Here is an 18,656-nt window from a genome sequence, read left to right on the forward strand (position 1 = left end):
AGGCCTCGGTCCGCCGTTCCCGCGGTGAAATCGCGGACCTCAGAGGTCCAGCATGTACGGGACCTCGTCCTGAGCCCGCCCGCTCATCCATTCCCGCAGCGCCTTGGTCGCGAGCACATCGTCCTCGTTGTACCGCAGCAGCCGCTCGCGCTGTTCGTCGTCGGGGACCTCGCCGTCCATGCCGACCGCGTCGCGGTACCACCGCATCGACGCCTCGCCGCCTGCCTCCGGATCCCGCCAGGTGAACCCGGCGACCGGGGCGATCACCTTCAACCCCTTGCCCCGCGAGCACAGGAACTGATCCGTCACGCTGCGAAACAGATCCACCCATTCGTCGGAATCCACAAAGGACTGCACGGCCCGCTTCTCCGGCACCCCGGAGTACTCCCCGAACCGTTCGACCGAACCGAACAGCCACCGGTTCTCCGCGAGCGCGTTGTAGCAATACGCCCGGAAAGTCAGCCCCGCGGCAAGGGTCCGCGAACGAACATCCGTGAACCAAGCCCAGAACTCGGCGAACGACCGCGCCTCGTCCACGGTCGGCAACGGTTCCCAGGTCGCGAATGCCCGGTAGCCCCGCCGCACCCCGATGTCCACTCCGGACAGCAGGGTCCCCCACAGGTAGGCCCCGGAATCGCCGAAACTTTCCATGTCCACGTCGACCTCGACATCCGCGCGCGGCACCTCGATCTTCGGCGTGCGGCGCACCACCGTCAGGTCCGCCAGCCACGCCCGGGCCAGCATGATCGCGTCGGAGAACGTGCCGCCCGTCCAGTTCATCGGCGGCATTTCGGCGGCCGGGTCCAGCGCGGCCAGCTTGTCTACAGTGGACACTCCGACGCGGCGCAGCTCGCCCGCGTCCTCGCCGCGCACCACCAGGCTTACGTCACGCGTTTCGGTGAGCACGACCTCGCACGTAGCCCAGAACGGACATCGACGGCACTCCAGCACCCGAGAAGGCGCGGCCAGCGCTTCCGCACCGGTGGCGGCCGCGGTCGCCACGGCGAGCCGGTCGGCGAAGCGCGCGTCGTATTCGTCCAGTGCGCTGCGGCCGCCTGGCCAGGTGCCCGCGGTGAGGTCGTGCCAGACGACGACGTCAGCGTCGAGACCGATCACGCCGCCGATCGCGCGTCCGCCGGCCGCCAGCTCGCGCGTCTCCAGCATTCGCCGCAGGTGGGCGAGTCGCAGCTGGTCTCGCGGCTGCGAGCGCACCTTGCGCAGCTCGTCCGGCGAACGGCGCGCCGGATCCAGCTCCGTCATCGCGGTGGTGGGCGCGCCCTGGCCGCGGTCGGTGATCCGGTGCCGGACCACCAGCACCGGCACGTATCCGTCGCCGACGCGCACCAGCAGGTCGATGCCGCCGCGCCGGTGCCCGACCGGATCGGCGGGCAGCAGCGCACCCCAGATGTACTGCGCGGCATCGGCGAACGCCTGCTCGGTGAGCCGCACCCGCTCGCCGGCGGGCGCGGTGCGCGGCACCCGCGCCCAGGTGGCCTCCGGCCCCGAGGCCGCGACCAGCTGTTCGAGGATTTCTTCGCGGTGCGCGGTCGCGTCGTCGATGCGCTGCTGCGCGGTCGGATCCGGCGGCGGCAACGGCACGTCGCGCATCGCCGGGTCGTGTTCCAGGTGTACCCGGCGGCGGCAACGGCTCACTGCTCCCGCGTCGAGCAACACCTCGTCTCCCATAGCGATCACAATAGATCGTGGGTACGACATTCCCCGCGCGAGCCGACATGCCCGTCACGTCGGGGACCAGTAAGTTCATCCGGAGAAGGCGTGGGAGGTAACGGCCATGGCGCGCAAGGCCAAGCAGGGCAAGGCCAAGCAGGACGAGGGTGAAGCCCGGATCACCCCGAAGAAGGCGAAGAACGCGGTCGCGGTGGCCAAGGTGCTCGGACCGGCGGTGCTGCCGGTGCTCGCGCCGTACGCGGTCCGCGCGGCGGGCGCGGCGCGGGAGGCGTACGACCGCTACCAGGCCCGCAAGCTGGGTGTCGCCGTCGACCAGCTCGGCGAGTACACCGGCCGCGGCGCGGCGCTGCACGCCCGGATCGCGGGTCTCGTGCAGGGGCTCGGTGAGCTGAAGAAGTCGGCGAAGGCGACCGACGCGGACCAGAAGTTCGCCGCCGAAACGCAGTCGACGCTGGAGCAGCTGTCGGCGACGGTACGCGCCGCCGAGCGCATGCCCGCGGCTCGGCGCAAGGCCGCGCACCGCGCGGTGACCGGCGAACTCGAACGGCTGGAAGAGCAGCTGCTCCACCGCTTGGGCATCTGAAAAGCCGTGAAGGGCCCCTTGCGGGAATGAGCTTCCCGCAAGGGGCCCTTCACGGACCTCGGGCGCTACTTGATGAAGCCCTTTTGCAGCATCCAGTCGTGCGCGACGGTTCCGGCGTCCTTGCCGTCCACGTCGACCTGTTTGCACAGCTCGACCATCTGCTTGTTGTCGATCGCGGCTCCCACCTTCTCCAGCGGCCCGCGGATTTCCGGGTGCTGGTTCAGGAACTCCGTCCGCAACGTCGCCGCCGCGTTGTACTGCGGGAACGCCTTCTTGTCATCCTCCAGCACGCGCAGGCTCAGCCCGGAGATCCGGCCGTCGGTGGTGAACACCTCGCCGACCGGGCAGGTGCCGTTGGCCACCGCCGAATAGATGGTGCCGATCCCGAAGTTCTCGATCTTCGGGTTCTTGAATCCGTACGCCTTGACCGCCGCCGGGAACCCGTCCTGGCGGCTGGTGAACTCCGTCTCCAGGCAGAACCGGTTCTGGTCCGGATGCGAGGTCAGGAATTTCGCCAGGTCCGACGTGGTCTTGAGGTTGTTCTTCGCCGCGTACGCCTCGGTGGTGGCGAACGCGTACTGGTCGTTCAGCGGCGAGTAGTTCAGCCAGGTGACCCCGTACTTCTCCGCGTCGGCCTTAGCCGTGGCGTCGTACTGCGCCTTCTCCCCGCCCGGTACCGGCAGTTCGTTGCCCTGGTAGTTGATCCAGCCGGTGCCGGTGTACTCCCAGGTCACGTCGGTCTGCCCGTTGAGCAGCGCCTGGCGCGACGAGTTCGACCCCTTGATGTCGGTGAGGTCGATGACGTCCGCGCCCGCCGCGCTCAGCGCCATCTCGGCCATGTAGCCGAGGATGATGTTCTCGGTGAAGTCCTTCGACCCGACGACCACGCGCTGGCCTTCGAGCGAGGGGACCGGCCGGATGGACCCCGGTTCGATCTTGAACGGGATCGAGGTGTTGACGTCGAGCCCGCACGCCGAGAGCGTCCCGGCGAGCAGGGCGGCGCCGACCAGCGCCCCCGCCTTTTTCCAGACGTTCATCAGCGCAGTCCCTTCGGTCCGAAGTACTGCTCGGCGACCGCGCCCAGCCAGTCCACCAGCAGCGCCAGCGCGACGGCCAGCACCGAACCGGTGATCAGCACCTTGGTCAGGTTGAGCTTGTAGCCGGTGTCGATCAGCAGGCCGAACCCGCCTGCGTTGACGAACATGCCGAACGTCGCGGTGCCGACCGCCAGCACGAGCGACGTGCGCAGGCCGGCCAGGATCAGCGGAACCGCGAGCGGGAACTCCACCCGCCACAACACCTTCTGCGCGGACATCCCGATGCCGCGGCCGGCGTCGATGAGCGACGGGTCCACCTGCTGGATGCCGACCATCGTGTTGCGCAGCACCGGGAGCAGCGAGTAGAACGCCAGCGGCAGCGCGGCGACCCAGAGCCCGCCGACCGAGCCGGTGAAGATGAACCACAGCACCAGCACGCCGAGCGCGGGCGCGGCCTGTCCGATGTTCGCGATGGCCAGGAAGATCGGCGCGAGCCATTTCGCCCACGGCCGGGTCACGATGATCCCGAGCGGCACCGCCACCAGCACCACGATCGCGGTGACCACGACGGTCATCGCCACGTGGTCGCGCAGCGCGGTGAGCAGCGACTCCGCGTTCAGCGTTTCCTTTTCGGTCGCGGTGAGGCCGCTGGCGAACACCCAGATCAGCGTCCCGGCGACGATCAGCACGACCACGGCGGGCTGGGCGAACAGGCGGACGCGTTCCGCGCGGCGGGAGCCTGACTCGGTGCTGAATCCGGTATCGACGGCAGCGGTCATGCCGTGGCCCCGTCCTCGTCGACGTGGTCGTCGGCGTGCTCGTCGCGCAGTTGCTGGATGGTCGAGATGACGGTGTCCAGCTTGATCGTGCCCGCGTACTCGCCGCGCGCGCCGGTGACCGGCACCGAACCGCCTTCGGCGAGCATCGCCTCTAGCGCGTCCTGCAGCGTCGACTGAAGGCTCACGATGTCGCGCAGCGGCTTGCCGACCGAACCCAGAGACGTGGCGTTGGTCAGCTCGCGCACATGCACCCAGCGGATCGGCCGGCGCCGCTGGTCGAGCACCAGCGCGAACGGCTTGCGCTGCTTGCTCAGCTTCTCCCGCACGTCGGCGGGAGATTCGTCGATCGTCGTGGTGAGCGCGTCCTGCTGGAGTTCGACGTCGCGCACGCGCAGCAGGGTCAGCTGCTTGAGCGAAGCGCCGGCGCCGACGAAACCGGCGACGGTGTCGTCGGCCGGGTTCGCCAGGATCGACTCCGGGGTGTCGTACTGCAGGATCTTCGACTGGTTGCCGAGCACCGCGATGCGGTCGCCGAGCTTGACCGCCTCGTCGAAGTCGTGCGTGACGAAGACGATCGTCTTCTTCAGGTCGGTCTGCAGCCGCAGCAGTTCGTCCTGCAGATTGCCGCGGGTGATCGGGTCGACCGCGCCGAACGGCTCGTCCATCAGCAGCACCGGCGGGTCGGCGGCGAGCGCGCGGGCCACGCCGACGCGCTGCTGCTGCCCGCCCGAGAGCTGGCGCGGGTAGCGGTCGCGGAAATCGGCCGGATCAAGCCCGACCAGGTCCATCATCTCCTCGACCCGCGAGGTCACCTTCTTCTTGTCCCAGCCGAGCAGACCGGGCACGACGGCGATGTTCTGCGCCACGGTGAAGTGCGGGAACAGCCCGGCCTGCTGGATCGCGTAGCCGATCTGGCGGCGCAGGGTGTCCACGTCGAGCTTCAGCGCGTCCTGCCCGCCGATGGTGATCCGGCCGGACGTCGGCTCGATCAAGCGGTTGATCATCCGCATCGTGGTGGTCTTGCCGCAGCCCGACGGGCCGACGAACACCACGATCTTGCCCGCGGGCACGACCATCGAGAAGTCGTCGACGGCCGGGGCGCGGGTGCCGGAATAGCGCTTGGTGACGTGGTCGAGTTCGATCTCGACGCCGGAGACGTTTTCTTCGGTCGCAGTGTGCTCAGCCACGGACACCCCTAGAAATGGTGAATCGCTTGATCAGGACGTAGATGCCGTCGAGCACCAGCGCGAGGATGACCACGCCGAGGGTGCCGGTGAGGGCCTGGTTGAGGGAGTTCGTGCTCCCGGCGTTGGTGAGGCCGGAGAAGACCTCCGCGCCGAGGCCGGGGCCCTTGGCGTAGGCGGCGATCACCGCGATGCCCATGAGCATCTGCGTGGCGACCCGCATGCCGGTGAGGATCGCCGGCCAGGCCAGCCGCAGTTCGACCCGGGTGAGCACGGAGATCCGGCTCATCCCGATGCCGCGGGCGGCGTCGGTGATCGCCGGGTCGACCGCGTCGAGGCCGACGATCGTGTTGCGGACGATGGGCAGGAGGCCGTACAGCACGAGCGCGATCACCGCGGTCGTCGAGCCGAGACCCGAAAGCGGGATCAGCAGACCCAGCAGGGCGAACGACGGGACGGTGAGGATCGTGCTGGCCAGCGCCGTGGCGACGGCGGAGCCGATGGGGCTGCGATAGACGGCGATGCCGATCAGCACGCCAAGGATCGCGGCGAGGATCGTGCACTGCACGACCATGCTGGTGTGCAGCCACGCCTGGAGCAGCAGCCTTCCCCACCGGTCCGAGATGTACTCGAAGAGGTTCATCCGTATTCGTTCTCCCGCCAGCTTGCGAGCCCCGGACGTCACCCGTTCGGAGTAGCCCGTCAATCGGCAGGGTGACTACCCGGAACGGATACGGTCGAAACCCCCACTTCTCGGTTGTGATTACCCACCGTTTCGCATCAGCGAGGGGTCGGCAACCGAAGCAACGTGCTCCACCGAGCGGTTTTTATCGGATCGAGACCCGCTTACCTGTGCGTTTTCCGCAGGTGCTCACCATTCGAGACACTTCAGTCACCCACCGGAGTGCCGTTAAGCTGCCCGAATGAGCACTCCAGCCCGGCATCGCGGCGCACTCGCCGCTGTCCGCGGCGGACTGCTCGCGCTGAGTTCGGCATCACTCGCGGTTACCGCGCACGCGGTCGCCGACGGCGGACTGCCGGATCCCGCGCTCACTCTTCTGCTGACCGGCCTGCTCGGCTGGACCGCCACCGCGCTCGCCGGGCGGGCCCGCGGACCGCTCGGCACGATCGCGGTGCTCGGCGGCGGACAGCTCGTCATGCACCTGGTGCTGACGACGCTCGGCGGACACGACCCGTCCGGTGCGGCCGCCGCGCCGGACGGGTGGGCGATGACCGCGGCACACGCCGTCGCGACGCTGCTCACCGCGCTGGTGCTGGCGCGGGCGGACGCGATGCTGCTCGCGGTGCTGCACGTGCTGCGGCTGATTCTTCCGCTGCTGATCCGGCCGTTGCCGGTTCCGGTGGCGGCAGCGGGGGTCGCGCGGTCGTGGGCGGCTGGGGCGGTGCCGTTGCTGAGCGTTGAGCTGAGGCGGGTGCGGGGACGGAGAGGGCCGCCGGTCTTGTGAGTGGCGGTCCCGGTTCTCACCGTGATCAGCACTCACGACCCCTTTCCCCCTTTCCGGCGCAGGCCTCGCCCTCCGCCGGCCCTTCCCTGTTCAGGAGAACTTGTGTCCCACCATGTCTTCCGTCGCGCCGGCGTGCTCGCCGCGACTGTCGCCGCCACCGGTCTGCTCGGCGCCGGCATCGCGTCCGCGCACGTGACCGCCAACGTCTACGGCACCCAGCCGGCCAAGGGCGGCTACGGCACGATCTTCTTCCGCGTCCCGAACGAGGACGCGAAGCTCGGCACGATCAAGGTCGAGGTCGACGTCAAACCGGACTACGGCATCGGCAACATCCGCACCAAGCCGATCCCCGGCTGGACCGCCGAGGTCACCAAGTCGAAGCTGCCGCGGCCGGTGACCACCGCGTCCGGCACGAAGGTCACCGAGGCGGTCACGAAGATCGTCTGGACCGCGCAGCCGGGCACGAAGATCGGCCTCACCGAATTCCAGGAGTTCGAGATCAGCGGCGGCCCGCTGCCGTCGAACGTCGACCAGCTGGAGTTCCCGGCCATCCAGACCTACGAGGGTGGCAAAGTGGTGGACTGGAACCAGCCCACCCCGCCCAGCGGCGAGGAGCCGGAGCACCCGGCACCGACCATCAAGCTCGCCGCCGCCGAATCCTCGGAGCACGGCGGCCACGCGCAGACCACCGCCGCCGGGGAGAACACCGAAGCCGCGGCGTCGTCGGCGGACAACACGGCTCGCTGGCTCGGCGGGGCCGGCCTCGTGGTCGGCGCGCTCGGGCTCGGCGTCGGCGCGGGCGCGGTGCTGCGTTCCCGTCGCCCGGCCGCTGGAAAGACCGAAGGAACCAAGTAATGCCTACTGTGCCGATCTTGACCAATCCGGCCACAGCCACGGTCGAATGGCTTAGTAGCAACGGTTACGTGCCGCGCGGGGGTCGGCCTGCTTTCGGCCGGATCAGGAAAGCGCTCCTCGCGCTGGCGATCTCCGGGGTGGCCCTGCTCGGCACGGCCACCCCGGCGCTGGCGCACAACGTGCTGATCAACTCCGATCCGGCCAACGGCGCGTCCGTCGCCACGGGTCCGGCGAAGATCACGCTCACGTTCGACCAGTACGTGCAGAACGCCGACGTCAACCAGATCGCGGTGACCGGACCGGACGGCAGCCAGTGGGCCGAGGGCCCGGTTTCGGTGGAGAACAACGTGATCAGCGCCCCGCTGCGGCCGCTCGGCCCGGCGGGCAAGTACACCGTCGGCTACCGGATCCTTTCCGCCGACGGGCACCCGGTGTCCGGCGAGATCCCGTTCACCCTCACCACCGCGGGCAACGGCACTCCGGCCAAGGGCGACGCGGCCAAGGCGGCCGGGGCTCCCGCTCAGTCGGCTCCGGCGGATTCCTCGTCGTCGAGCGGCGTGCCGATCTGGGTGTGGATCGCCGGTGCGGTGGTGCTGCTCGCGATCGGCCTCACCGTCGCGCTGCGCACCGGCCGCGAGCCCGGATCGGACAAGGCGGACCAGTGACGCGAGCCGAGACCACCTCCGCGGTCCGCTGGGCCACGCTCGCCTGCGTGGTCGTCGCGGGGCTGCTGGGCGCGCTGATCGGCATCGCGCTCACCGCGTCCTCGCCCATTCCGGGCGTGGTGGAACCCAGCGAGGTGGTCTCGGCGGCCATCCCGATCGTGCGCGTGCTGCTGGACCTGTCGGCGGTCGCGACGATCGGGCTGGCCCTGCTGTCCGTGCTGGTCGGCTACGACCGGCCGAAGCTCACCGAACCGGTCCTGCGCCGGGCTCGTCCCGCCGCTGTCGCCGCCGCGCTGATCTGGGCGGCGACCGCGGTGGTCGCGCTGATTCTGCAGACCGCGGAGTACCAGCCGGGCAAGAAGATGCTGACCGGCGGCGACATCGGCAGCTATATCGCCGAGGTCGGCGCGGGCAAGGCGCTGGTGATCGTGGCGGTGCTCGCGCTGCTGCACGCCGTGCTCGGGTTTGTCGCGCTGCGCAAGGGCGAGAAGGTGCCCGCCGAGGTGCGGGTGGGCCTTGGCATGTTCGCGCTGCTGCCGTTGCCGGTCACCGGCCACGCGTCGAACTGGGCTTATCACGACTACACGATGATCTCGATGGAGCTGCACGTCATGAGCGCGGTCGCCTGGTGCGGCGGCCTCGGCGCGATGATCGTGCTGCTGGCGGCCAACCGGACGCTGCTCGCGCACGCCCTGCCGCGGTTCTCGAAACTGGCGACGCTGTGCCTGGTGCTCTCCGCGGTGACCGGGCTGTTCAACGGCATCGTGGAAATCCTGGCCAATCCGACGATCGGTTTCTGGGCTGGCGTGTTCACCACGCCGTACGGGCAGCTGATGGTGCTGAAGCTGCTGTGCACCGGCGCGATCGCGCTGCTGGCCGCCAACTTGCGGTGGCGGCTGATGCCGCGCATCGTGCGCCACCAGCGGACGGCGCTCGCTTCGTGGGCCACGCTGGAACTGACCGTGATGGGGCTAGCCTTCGGGTTCGCCGTGGTGCTCACCCGGGCTCCGGTCGCGGTGTCCTGACCGGCCGGGGTGACGGCGGGTAGCCGCAAATTGCACAATGGGACTAGCAGTACGCTAAGTGGGGCGATCTGCCGGACCGAATTATCGCTGCGCAGCGATACCTCGTCAGCCATCGACGGAATGCGGCGAACGGTCATCTGCAGTCGGCCAATGCACGTGCAGAATGCCGTTCAGCGGTATCTCGTCCACGCGGTGGCCGTCCGCCCGGCGCGAAGGTCCGCCAGCCGACGGCGGAGTTCAGCCCGCACCGGCGGGTGACTGCGCAGAATCGGCAGCACGCTCGTCGTCAGCTTCAGCTCCCGCACCGCCCTGAGCACCGAGAACCCCGGCCAGACCGTCACGTCGAACCCGTAGGCCGCGGCGAACTCCGCATACCGGGCGGGAGGGTCGCCGAACCGGTCGCGGCCGACGGCGAGCGGCGTCAGATCCCATTCCGGCGGGCCGACGCAGGAGGAATCGAAATCGCACAGCACCGGTCCCTCCGGACCGGGCAGCACATTTCCCGGATGCGCGTCGCCGTGCACGAACCCCCTGGTCAGCGGGAAATCCAAGGTGTCGAGCCGGTCCTGCACCTGCGCGCAGCGTTCCAGCAGGAACCGCTGGTCGGCCTCGGCGAGTTCCTCCGCGTCGGCGACCCTCGCCTCGACCGAGCGCAGCGGCTCCCATTCGGGAAGGCCCTCCGGCGGGGGCAGCGCGTGCACCTGCCGCAGCAGTCCGGCCAGGTCGGCCGGGGTCGGCGGCGGTCCGGCGAACGGCACCAGATCCCACACGGTGACCAGGTGTCCGTGCACGTCAAGCGGTTGCTCGACCCCGGCGAGCAGCCGGACCGCGGGCACCTCGTGCCGGGCGAAATGCTCGGCCACCCGCACGACCGTGCCGACGCGGTGACGCAGCCGGGTGGAGCCGACGATCCGCACGACGACCGGAGCCCCGTGCAGCGCGAACACCGCGTTGTTGGTGAATCGCAGCAGCCGCGCGCCCGCCGGATCGAAGCCGAGCCGAGCGCAGACAGCGGTCAGCACCCGGCGCAGTTTCGCAGGGGTGAACCTGCCTTCGAGCAAGGCGAATCCGGTGGGTTCAGGCCGCGTAGAAGATCTTGAGCCGGTCGGCGAGGTCGCGGGCGTCGGGGTTGTTGCGCCGCCGTTCGGCCTCCGCGAGCAGCGGCCGCATCCGGTCCTTGACCCGCGCGGATTTGATGCTTTCCGCGCATTCGATGGCCTTGCCGCCGATCTTCACGCCGTGATCGATATCGCCCTCAAGCAGGTGGTTCGTGGCGAGCGCGCTGAGCATGAACGCCTTGCTGCGCGCCATGTCGTCGGTGTAGGAGTCAACCGCCCGGCTCAGCGCCGGGATCGCGTACTTCGTGTGCTCGGGGTTCTTCATCGCCAGCACGGTGTGCACGGTGCCGGTCATCGCGTAGACGTCGGTCTCGGTGAAGAACTTGACCCACGATTCGGCCGTGGCCAGGTCGGCGCGCGCGAATTCGTCCTTGCACCGGCCGAGCAGCTTCACCGACTGCTCCTCGTTGCCCATCATCGCGTAGGCCCACGCCTCATTGGCACAGAGCACGGCGACGGCCAGCTCGGAACCGGATTCCTGCGCGGCGATCTGGCCGAGCTGGAACAGCTTGAGCGCGTCGTTCGCGGCGTCCTGGTGCAGGTAGACGCGGCCCATCCGGTACAGCACGTTCGCCACCAGATGGTGGTCGCCGCCCTGTTTGGCCAGGTCGAGCGCCTGCGCGAAATGGCCGCGGGCGGAGTCCATCAGGCCGGTGTCGAACGACGTCCAGCCGGCGAGGCTGTGCAGGTCGGCGATCGCGGTGTACAGCCGGTTCTTCACCTGCTCGGCCGCGCTGGAGTCGAGCATCTGCTGTCCCCAGGACAGCTGGGCGACGACCGCGTCGCGGCAGAACCCGCCGCCGTACTGGTAATCGAGCGCGCGCAACGCTCTGGTCGCCGCCTCGACCTGGCGCACGTCGGTCGTCCCGATGCGCCCGGGGGCGGGAGTGCGCGCGGGCGCCTCCGACCACGTGCCGGATTCCGGACCGAACACCGCCGCACCCATCGTGACCTGGGCGGCGTGCGCGAGGAACCTCCGTCGCTTCACGGACTCGTCCTCCTCAGCCTGCCGGCCGTCGGACGCGCCGACGACCCGTATCGCCGTGGTCTCGTCATAGGCGAGACCCATGTATCCACGAGGGACACCCAGGCCGTCGGCGATTCTCGTGAGCACGTCGTAGGCCATGACCTGGCGACCCTTGAGGATCTCCGACACCTCGGACTGCGACTGGCCGGTCATCGCGGCGATCTGGCGCTGCGATACTCCGTGTTTGCGCAACAGCCGGTACACGGCGCTGACCTCGCGGGCGGCGAGCGCCTCCCGCATTTCGGGCTGTTCCCAGGCGTCGGCCGGAACCGGATTGCCTGACCGGGTGTCCGCATGAGCGACTCCGGAACCACTGCCAGCACTGGCATCCATTGCCATTGCGCCCCCTCACCGTCTCCTGGGCGTCTGATCAGCACCCTAAGCACACGCGAGAACCTTGTGAAACGCGCGGGCAGCGGGGTTGATCGGCGGGGCCGAACTCCGGTGACCGCTTACCGTGGAACGCGGTCCGGTCACCGCTATGACGCGGTTTCGACCTTCTCTCGCACCCGGTTTCACTTCACTGTAGTTGCCAGATCTCCGTCACCGCCCGGACACCCGCGGCGATCACGGAGAGCGATGGACCCGACGACACAGATCTGCCGGCGCTGATGCATCCCGCAAGGTGCAGCGGCCCGGGACGAGAAAGCGTGGAGGGACAGTGGAGTTCGTGGATTCGCTCGGTGGAGGACAAGCCGGGACCGCGGTGCGGTCCGTTCGGCCCGCACCGGGAATCACCACGGCACGTCCGGTGCCGCCTACTGTCGCTTCCGCTGTCGCCGCTTCGGTGTCCGCCGACCCGCGCACCGCGGGCGTGCGGCATTTCGAGGGCGGCCAGGTCGTGTGGCGCGTGCAGTGCGGAGATCTCATCAGCCGCGAGCGCGCCGTCACGGTGTTCGTCGAGGACGACGAGGTCGTCGTGGTGTCCCCGCCGGGGGAGACCGCCCGCCTCACGTCCGGCCAGCTCGGCCAGCTCCGGGCCGCGCTCAACGAAGCCGCCACTATGGCGGAAAGGTGACGGTGAGTTTCCCCATGGATCAGGTTCTCGGTCAGGTTCTCCGCAACGCCGTGTGGGAGCGCCTCGACATGCTGTCCGACCTGGCCGAACGCGCCGACGCCCCGTCGCTGGTCTCGGTCGCCCGCTCCGAACTGCCCCGGCTCGCCGAGGGCTGGCGCGCGATGCTGCAGGCGCACGAGCCCGACGAGCGCGGCGACTGCCCCACCTGCTCGACGCGCTGGCACCGCTGCAAGGCCCCGTGCTCGGTGTGGCAGGTAGCGCACGAGCACCTGGTCGCGGGCGGGCTTGCCCCGCAGGCGCTGTCCGCTGCCGGACATCGCCCGGCCCGCCGCCGCGCCGCGGTCCCGGCGGTTCCCGGGCAGAACCGGCGAGCCGAATCCCCCGCGGAGACCACCGGCAGGCACGCGCTGGTGAAGCCGCGCCCGGTCAGCGCCTGACCTCTCGGGTGGGGTGCTTCCGGGCGGATCACCTCACCCGAGGTTCGACTGGCGAGCGCGCGACTTTCCGGCGTCCCCAACCGGTCAGGTCGCCCGGCATCCTCGCCCGGCCGAGGGCTGGTCCGTCCGTCCCCCCGAGCGCGACGGACCACCCTCGGCCACCCCTAGCCTTCAACGCGATTAATCGAAAAATGTCCGGCAGAACACCTAGCGGACGCAGTAATCGGACGCTAGGTTGAAGATCATCGCTCCGGCCGCCACGCGCCGGTCGCGATCAAGAACTCCGCGGGCCGGTGCCGTTGCACTCCCCTCCCCCGACCGGCACCGGCCCGCGGTTCCACTTCCCAGACCCGCCGTCGTCTCCTCGGAGTCCGCGGCGGGTTTTGTCGTGTTCGCGGCGGTGCGCACGGGTACCGGCGGGGTAATGCCGCGCAACGCCACGGCAAACGCCCGGGAGCGGTCGGTAATCTGCGCTGGGGGCTCGTACGTTCGAATTCGGCTGCGCGCCCACGATGGTGTTGAGCGTGGAGAAGGGCCGGGCATGTCGAATCCTTTGGTGGCCGAAAAGCAGGACTCGACCTCGGCGATCTCCGGCATCTCGATCCTCGAGGCCGGAAAGGGCCTGAAGGACGGCATCGAGTCCGGCGACTGGGCGGCGACCGTGATGGGCGCGGTCGGGGTCGGCATGGAAGCGCTCGCCGCGGTGATGGACCCGTTCGGCGCGATCCTCGCCGCGGGCGTCGGCTGGCTGATCGAACACGTCGGCCCGCTCAAGGAAGCGCTGGACAAACTGGCCGGGGACCCCGACCAGGTCCACGCCTACTCCGAAACGTGGCAGAACGTCTCCAAAGAGGTCAGTTCCGTCGCGCAGGATCTGGCCGCACAGGTCAAAAAGGACATCGAGTCCTGGGAGGGCGCCACCGCCGACGCCTACCGCAAACAGGCCGAGGAGGTCGCCAAGACCCTCGAAGGCGCGGCGCAGGCCTGCGAGGGCGCGGGCAGCGGGGTGAAGACCGCGGGTGAAGTCGTCGGCGCGGTGCGGATGCTGGTGCGCGACATCATCTCCCAGGTCGTGGCGCACTTGATCTCGTGGGCGCTGCAGGTGCTGTTCACCCTCGGCATCGGGATGACCTGGGTGGTGCCGCAGGTGGTCAACCTGGTCGCCAAGACCGCCAAGCAGATCGCCGAACTGGTCAAGAACCTCACCAAGGCGCTCAAGGAACTCGGCAAGCTGCTCACCAAGGCGCGCGGCCTGTTCGAGGACGTCGCCAAGTCGATGAAGGGCATCAAGTCAGGCGGCAAGGAAGCCACGCACCCGCCGAAGGAGATCAAGTCGGGCGGTGGCTCCACCAAGCCCTCCGGAGTGAAGGACACTCCGAACGAAAAGAGCGGCGGCGGTGGCGAGAAACCGCCGCCGGTCAAGGACGAGTCCACCAACACCTCCGGCGCGCACGACGGCCCGCCGGAAACCAGGGGCGGCGGGAACCACGAACCTCCCCCGCGCGAACCTCCGAAAGAGCAGGCGCAGGGCAACGGCGAAGCCGGCGGCGGGACGGGAACCAACGAACGCGGCGGGAACGAGTCGAACACCGGGCCGACGGGCGGCACCGAGACGTCCGGCGCGAAGAAGCAGAGCGACCCCGAGCCGGAATGCAAGACCGACCCGGTCGTCATCTCCAGCGGCGAGGTGCTGGTCGAGGACTACGACCTCGAACTGCCGGAGCTGCTGGTGCGGCGGACGCATCGCTCGTCCTACCGCTCCGGGCGCTGGTTCGGCCCGACCTGGACGTCCACTGTGGACCAGCGGCTGGAGTTCGGCGAGGAATATCTTCGGTTCTACGGGCCGGAAGGCGTCATCCTCTACTACCCGATGCCCGCCGGGGAAGAGCCGGTGCTGCCGATCGAGGGCGCGCGCTGGCCGCTGACCAAACACGCCGACGGCAGCTGCACCATCGACCAGGTGCACCCGGATCGGACGATGCGGTTTTCCGGCACGGGCAAGACATTGCCGCTGCGCTCGATCGAGGACGCCGACGGCTCGTGGACCGAACTGTCCTATGCGGACTCCGGCGCGCCCGCGCTGCTCACGCATTCGAGCGGGGTCCAGGTCGGCTTCCGCACCGACGGGCACCGGATCACCGAACTGCGGATGATCGGCACCGGCCCGGCTCCGGACGTCGTCGTGCGCGGCTACCGCTACAACTACCAGGGCCATCTCTCCGAAGTCGTCAACTCCTCGGGAACGGCGAAGCGCTACACCTACGATCCCGACGGCAGGGTCACGAGCTGGGAAGACCGCAACGGCGTCAGCTACCGCTACGGCTACGACGCCGAAGGCCGCTGCGTGCGCACCGAAGGCGCGCAAGGCTTCTACAACGGCGCGTTCGAGTACCTCCCCGCGGCTCGCATCACCCGGTTCACCGATTCCCTCGGCCACGTTTCGGAGTACGAGTACAACCTTGAGGGCAGGCCGGTCCGGGAGACCGATCCGCTGGGCAACGTGACGCTGTCGGAATGGGATCGCTACGGCAATCTGCTCCGCCGGGTCGATCCGCTCGGCCGGGTCACTGAGTACACCTACGCCGACGACGGCACGCCGCTCACCATCGCCCGTCCCGACGGCAGCCTCGCCGAACTGGAACACGACGGCACCGAGCTGGCCTCGATCACAGTGCACGGCAACGGCCGGAGCTGGCAGCGCCGGTACGACCAGCCCGCCGCCGCGCTCGAGTTGCCCGCCCTCTTCGCGAGCGAGCCCGAGGACGGCGATCCTGCCGCGGAACTGGACCAATTCGGCAGGCCGCGTTCGGCGCCCGAGGTCGGCGGCGGGCGGACGCAACTGGGCTGGACGGTCGACGGAAAACCGGCTTCACGCGTCGGAGTGCGCCGCGAGCGGGCGATGTGGCGGTACGACCGCGAAGGCAACGAGATCGAGCACGTTGACGAACTCGGCCGGACGACCCGGCGCGAATACGGCCCGTTCGACGTGGTGACCGCGGTCGTGGACCCCTCGGGCGCGCGCACCAGCTACACCTACGACACCGAACTGCGGCTGACGTCGGTGACCGATCCGCTGAACCGCACCTGGACCTACACCTACGACCCGCTCGGCAGGCTGGTCGCGCAGACCGATTTCGACGGCCGGACCCGGACCTACGCCTACGACGCGGCCGGACAGACTGTCGCCGTGACCGAGCCGGACGGTTCGGTCACCGAGAACATCTACGACCTGCTCGGCAACCGGGTCGAGATCCGCGCTCCGCACCGCACCGTGCGCTACGCCTACGACCCGGTCGGCAACGTCGTGCGGGTGGAATCCGCGGACTCGGTGGTGGAGTTCGACCGCGATCTGTACGGCCGGGTCGTCCGCGAGGCGATCGACGGCGTCGAGGTGCACTTCTCCTACGACGAGCGGGGCCAGACGATCCGCCGCCGGACGCCTTCGGGAGCGGAGAGCGTGTGGACCTTCGACGAGGAAGACCGGCCGGTCTCGCTGACCACGGCGGGACACACCGTGCGCTACCGGCTGGACGACGAGGGCCGCGTGCTCGCCCGCGACACCGACGGGATCAGCACCCTGCAGCAGGCGTTCGGCCCGCGCAGGCTGGTCACCGCACAGCAGGTTTCCCGTGGCACAACGCCGGTGCGGCGGCGCGGTCTCGATTACTACGCGGACGGCAGCCTCGCCGCGGTGCAGGACAGCCTTGCCGGGAAGACCGCCTTCACCCGGGACCCGGCCGGACGCGTGGTCACGGTGGCCTCCCCGGCAGGCAGGGAAGAACTGCGCTACAACCCGGCCGGTGAGCTGACCGCCTGGTCGGGCAGCTCGGGCCTGTCCTCGGACTACGACTCCCTCGGCCGCCGGATCCGCCACCGCGAGGTGCATCCGGGCGGCGTGCGGGTGTGGGAGTACGCCTGGACCGGCGATCTGCTCACCGGCCTGCGCACGCCGGACGGCGCGCAGTGGCGCTACCGCTACGACCCGCTCGGCCGCCGGATCGCCAAGGAGCGGCTGCTGGCCGACGGTTCCGTCGCCGAATCGACCCGGTTCGTGTGGGACGGCTTCGTGCTCATCGAACAGGAGCACACCGACTCCGCCGGAGTGCGCCGGACGACCACCTGGGAACGCAGGCCGGGCAGCGACGAACCGGTCACCCAGCTCGAACGAGGCCCCGGCGGCGACCGGTTCGTGTCTGTCGTCACCGACGCCATCGGCACGCCGACCGACCTGATCGACGAGCACGGCGGCCTCGCCTGGAGCGCGCGCCGTTCGCTGTGGGGCCGGGTGCGGCCCGGCGGCATCCCGCTGCAGTTCCCCGGCCAGTACGCGGACGCCGAATCCGGCCTGCACTACAACGTTTTCCGCTACTACGACCCGGCCGCCGCGCGCTATCTCAGCCAGGATCCGCTCGGGCTGGAGGGCGGGCCGAACCCGGTCGCCTACGTCCCCGACCCGTTCGCCGCCTACGACCCGCTCGGCCTCGAAGGCTGCGGCAAAGGCAAGGGCAAGGCCACGGACCCGCCGCCCGCGGACTCCACGGCCAAGCACAACGCCGACAACGGCGGCGGGAGCACCAGTTCTTCCTCGGCAGGCAAGGGCAAGCGCAAGCGCGACGACAACGACGACGGCTCCAGCGGCTCCGGCGGCAAGGGAAGCGCGAAGAAAAAGAAGGAGCCGGACGTCTGGGACCGGATGGCGTGGAACCAGGACGCCAAGAACGCGCGCACCAAGCAGACCGGCGACAAGAACGATCCGTTCCACAAGGCCGGCAGCGATGTCGCGCAGCGGCACATCATCTCGTTCCAGAAAATGCGGGACGGGCTGAAGAACTGGGTGCACGAACAGCCGGTCGAGAAACAAAGCGCGCTGACCAAGAAATACGGCGAGGACGAACTGCCGAAGCTGCACAACCAGCCGAAGAACCTGCCGCTCGGCCCGCAGCACACCAACGCCGGGATCGGCGGCGTCTCGACCCGGATCGGCAACATCGAGGACGGGATCGCGGGCAAGCTCAAGGTCGGCAAGAACGACAACATCAAGACCGAGAACCCGAAGTGGCCGAGCGACTCGATGGACAAGAGCGGCGGCTACAAGCACAAGGACCACCCGGATCTCGACAAGAACTGGCGGCCGATCGGCCAGCAGGCGGACCGCATCACCGATCCCAAGGAGATGAACCGGGCCACCCGGGACATCGGCGACAGCGCGGACTTCGACTGGCCCGGCGGCAAGAAGGAAGAATTCGAGAAGTGGCACAAGTCCTTCAACGAATTCACCGATCTCAAGGAAAACCCGAAGAATTACACCGAAAAAGACGTCGACGACATCATCAAACGGTTCCACGAGCTGCCCTCGCCGTCCGGGCGGCATCCCACGATCGACGAGTACAACAAGGCCCCGGACGGCAACCCGCACCGGTTCGACGACAAGGGCAACCCGATCGACGTCAACAAGGACTCGCATCCGGACTGGAAACGCCCGGACAAGCCGCTCGACGGAAACCAGATGCGCACCGAATGGGGCAACCGGAACGAGCAAGGCGTCGGGCCGACCCAGAAGGACTGGAACGACCTCGAAAACGGGAAGTACGACCCGAAGGAGTGGAGCGACCCCGAAAAGAAGAAGTACCTGGACGAGGTCGGCGAGCCCAGCAAGGAAGACATCCAGAAGGCCGCGGACGAACACGCTGCCCGGGCCAAGCAGATGCAGGACGACGCGAAGAAGAACCGGGGCGGGTGAGCACCGGAAGCCCGGTGCGGTCCGCACCGGGTG

Annotated in this window: 15 protein-coding genes; 8 read left to right on the forward strand and 7 right to left on the reverse strand. The window is 69.2% G+C overall.

The window, feature by feature from the left end; translation table 11 throughout:
* Positions 1 to 39 precede the first annotated feature (39 nt).
* On the reverse strand, positions 40 to 1,686 hold the full coding sequence (locus BM362_RS04030; RefSeq protein ID WP_167545198.1) for a TM0106 family RecB-like putative nuclease: 1,647 nt from the start codon (positions 1,684 to 1,686) through the stop codon (positions 40 to 42).
* A 106-nt stretch (positions 1,687 to 1,792) separates the two neighbouring features.
* Here BM362_RS04030 and BM362_RS04035 point away from each other — a divergent pair, with 106 nt between their 5' ends.
* The gene (locus BM362_RS04035; RefSeq protein ID WP_067578471.1) at positions 1,793 to 2,272 is read left to right on the forward strand and encodes a DUF6474 family protein; all 480 of its coding nucleotides are present in this window, start codon (positions 1,793 to 1,795) and stop codon (positions 2,270 to 2,272) included.
* A gap of 65 nt (positions 2,273 to 2,337) precedes the next feature.
* On the opposite strand, the gene BM362_RS04040 is transcribed toward BM362_RS04035, so the two are convergent.
* Genes BM362_RS04040 through BM362_RS04055 form a run of 4 tightly spaced genes read right to left on the reverse strand, consistent with a single transcriptional unit; the run spans position 2,338 to position 5,915 of the window.
* Complete coding sequence (locus BM362_RS04040; RefSeq protein ID WP_093572232.1) at positions 2,338 to 3,309, reverse strand: glycine betaine ABC transporter substrate-binding protein; 972 nt, start codon at positions 3,307 to 3,309, stop codon at positions 2,338 to 2,340.
* A complete protein-coding gene (locus BM362_RS04045) occupies positions 3,309 to 4,088 on the reverse strand; it encodes an ABC transporter permease (RefSeq protein ID WP_067578468.1) in 780 nt (259 codons plus the stop codon). Before BM362_RS04045 ends, BM362_RS04040 begins: the two co-directional genes overlap by 1 nt.
* Positions 4,085 to 5,281, reverse strand: a complete 1,197-nt coding sequence (locus tag BM362_RS04050; protein ID WP_067578466.1) for an ABC transporter ATP-binding protein — start codon at positions 5,279 to 5,281, stop codon at positions 4,085 to 4,087. Before BM362_RS04050 ends, BM362_RS04045 begins: the two co-directional genes overlap by 4 nt.
* Positions 5,268 to 5,915, reverse strand: a complete 648-nt coding sequence (locus BM362_RS04055) for an ABC transporter permease (protein WP_067578463.1) — start codon at positions 5,913 to 5,915, stop codon at positions 5,268 to 5,270. Before BM362_RS04055 ends, BM362_RS04050 begins: the two co-directional genes overlap by 14 nt.
* Before the next feature lie 280 nt (positions 5,916 to 6,195).
* Between BM362_RS04055 and BM362_RS04060 the strand changes: the two genes are divergently transcribed.
* The 4 genes from BM362_RS04060 to BM362_RS04075 all read left to right on the forward strand — a co-directional run bounded on the left by BM362_RS04060 (position 6,196) and on the right by BM362_RS04075 (position 9,283).
* Entirely contained in the window at positions 6,196 to 6,738 is a 543-nt protein-coding gene (locus BM362_RS04060; protein WP_093572233.1) for a hypothetical protein, read from the forward strand.
* Positions 6,739 to 6,840: 102 nt separating this feature from the next.
* Positions 6,841 to 7,593 (forward strand): YcnI family copper-binding membrane protein, encoded by a 753-nt coding sequence (locus BM362_RS04065; protein WP_093572234.1) that lies wholly within the window; start codon positions 6,841 to 6,843, stop codon positions 7,591 to 7,593.
* Between the two features lie 101 nt (positions 7,594 to 7,694).
* Complete coding sequence (locus tag BM362_RS04070) at positions 7,695 to 8,258, forward strand: copper resistance CopC family protein (protein WP_161269644.1); 564 nt, start codon at positions 7,695 to 7,697, stop codon at positions 8,256 to 8,258.
* Positions 8,255 to 9,283 carry a copper resistance D family protein gene (locus BM362_RS04075; RefSeq protein ID WP_067578457.1) on the forward strand — a complete coding sequence of 343 codons (1,029 nt, stop codon included), beginning with the start codon at positions 8,255 to 8,257 and terminating at the stop codon, positions 9,281 to 9,283. Before BM362_RS04070 ends, BM362_RS04075 begins: the two co-directional genes overlap by 4 nt.
* A gap of 170 nt (positions 9,284 to 9,453) precedes the next feature.
* Here BM362_RS04075 and BM362_RS04080 read toward each other — a convergent pair whose 3' ends face one another.
* Together BM362_RS04080 and BM362_RS04085 are read right to left on the reverse strand one after the other, a co-directional pair.
* Complete coding sequence (locus tag BM362_RS04080) at positions 9,454 to 10,344, reverse strand: phosphotransferase enzyme family protein (RefSeq protein ID WP_093572235.1); 891 nt, start codon at positions 10,342 to 10,344, stop codon at positions 9,454 to 9,456.
* 16 nt (positions 10,345 to 10,360) lie between these two features.
* A complete protein-coding gene (locus tag BM362_RS04085) occupies positions 10,361 to 11,761 on the reverse strand; it encodes a helix-turn-helix transcriptional regulator (protein WP_093572236.1) in 1,401 nt (466 codons plus the stop codon).
* A 328-nt stretch (positions 11,762 to 12,089) separates the two neighbouring features.
* Here BM362_RS04085 and BM362_RS04090 point away from each other — a divergent pair, with 328 nt between their 5' ends.
* From BM362_RS04090 to BM362_RS04100, 3 genes are all read left to right on the forward strand, one after another.
* Positions 12,090 to 12,446 carry a hypothetical protein gene (locus BM362_RS04090; RefSeq protein ID WP_067578455.1) on the forward strand — a complete coding sequence of 119 codons (357 nt, stop codon included), beginning with the start codon at positions 12,090 to 12,092 and terminating at the stop codon, positions 12,444 to 12,446.
* 14 nt (positions 12,447 to 12,460) lie between these two features.
* The gene (locus BM362_RS04095) at positions 12,461 to 12,883 is read left to right on the forward strand and encodes a hypothetical protein (protein WP_037806884.1); all 423 of its coding nucleotides are present in this window, start codon (positions 12,461 to 12,463) and stop codon (positions 12,881 to 12,883) included.
* Positions 12,884 to 13,424: 541 nt separating this feature from the next.
* Positions 13,425 to 18,623, forward strand: a complete 5,199-nt coding sequence (locus BM362_RS04100) for an RHS repeat-associated core domain-containing protein (RefSeq protein ID WP_093572237.1) — start codon at positions 13,425 to 13,427, stop codon at positions 18,621 to 18,623.
* The last annotated feature ends 33 nt before the right edge of the window (positions 18,624 to 18,656 follow it).

Source organism: Amycolatopsis rubida (genome assembly GCF_900115345.1).
GTDB classification, from domain to species: Bacteria; Actinomycetota; Actinomycetes; order Mycobacteriales; family Pseudonocardiaceae; genus Amycolatopsis; species Amycolatopsis rubida.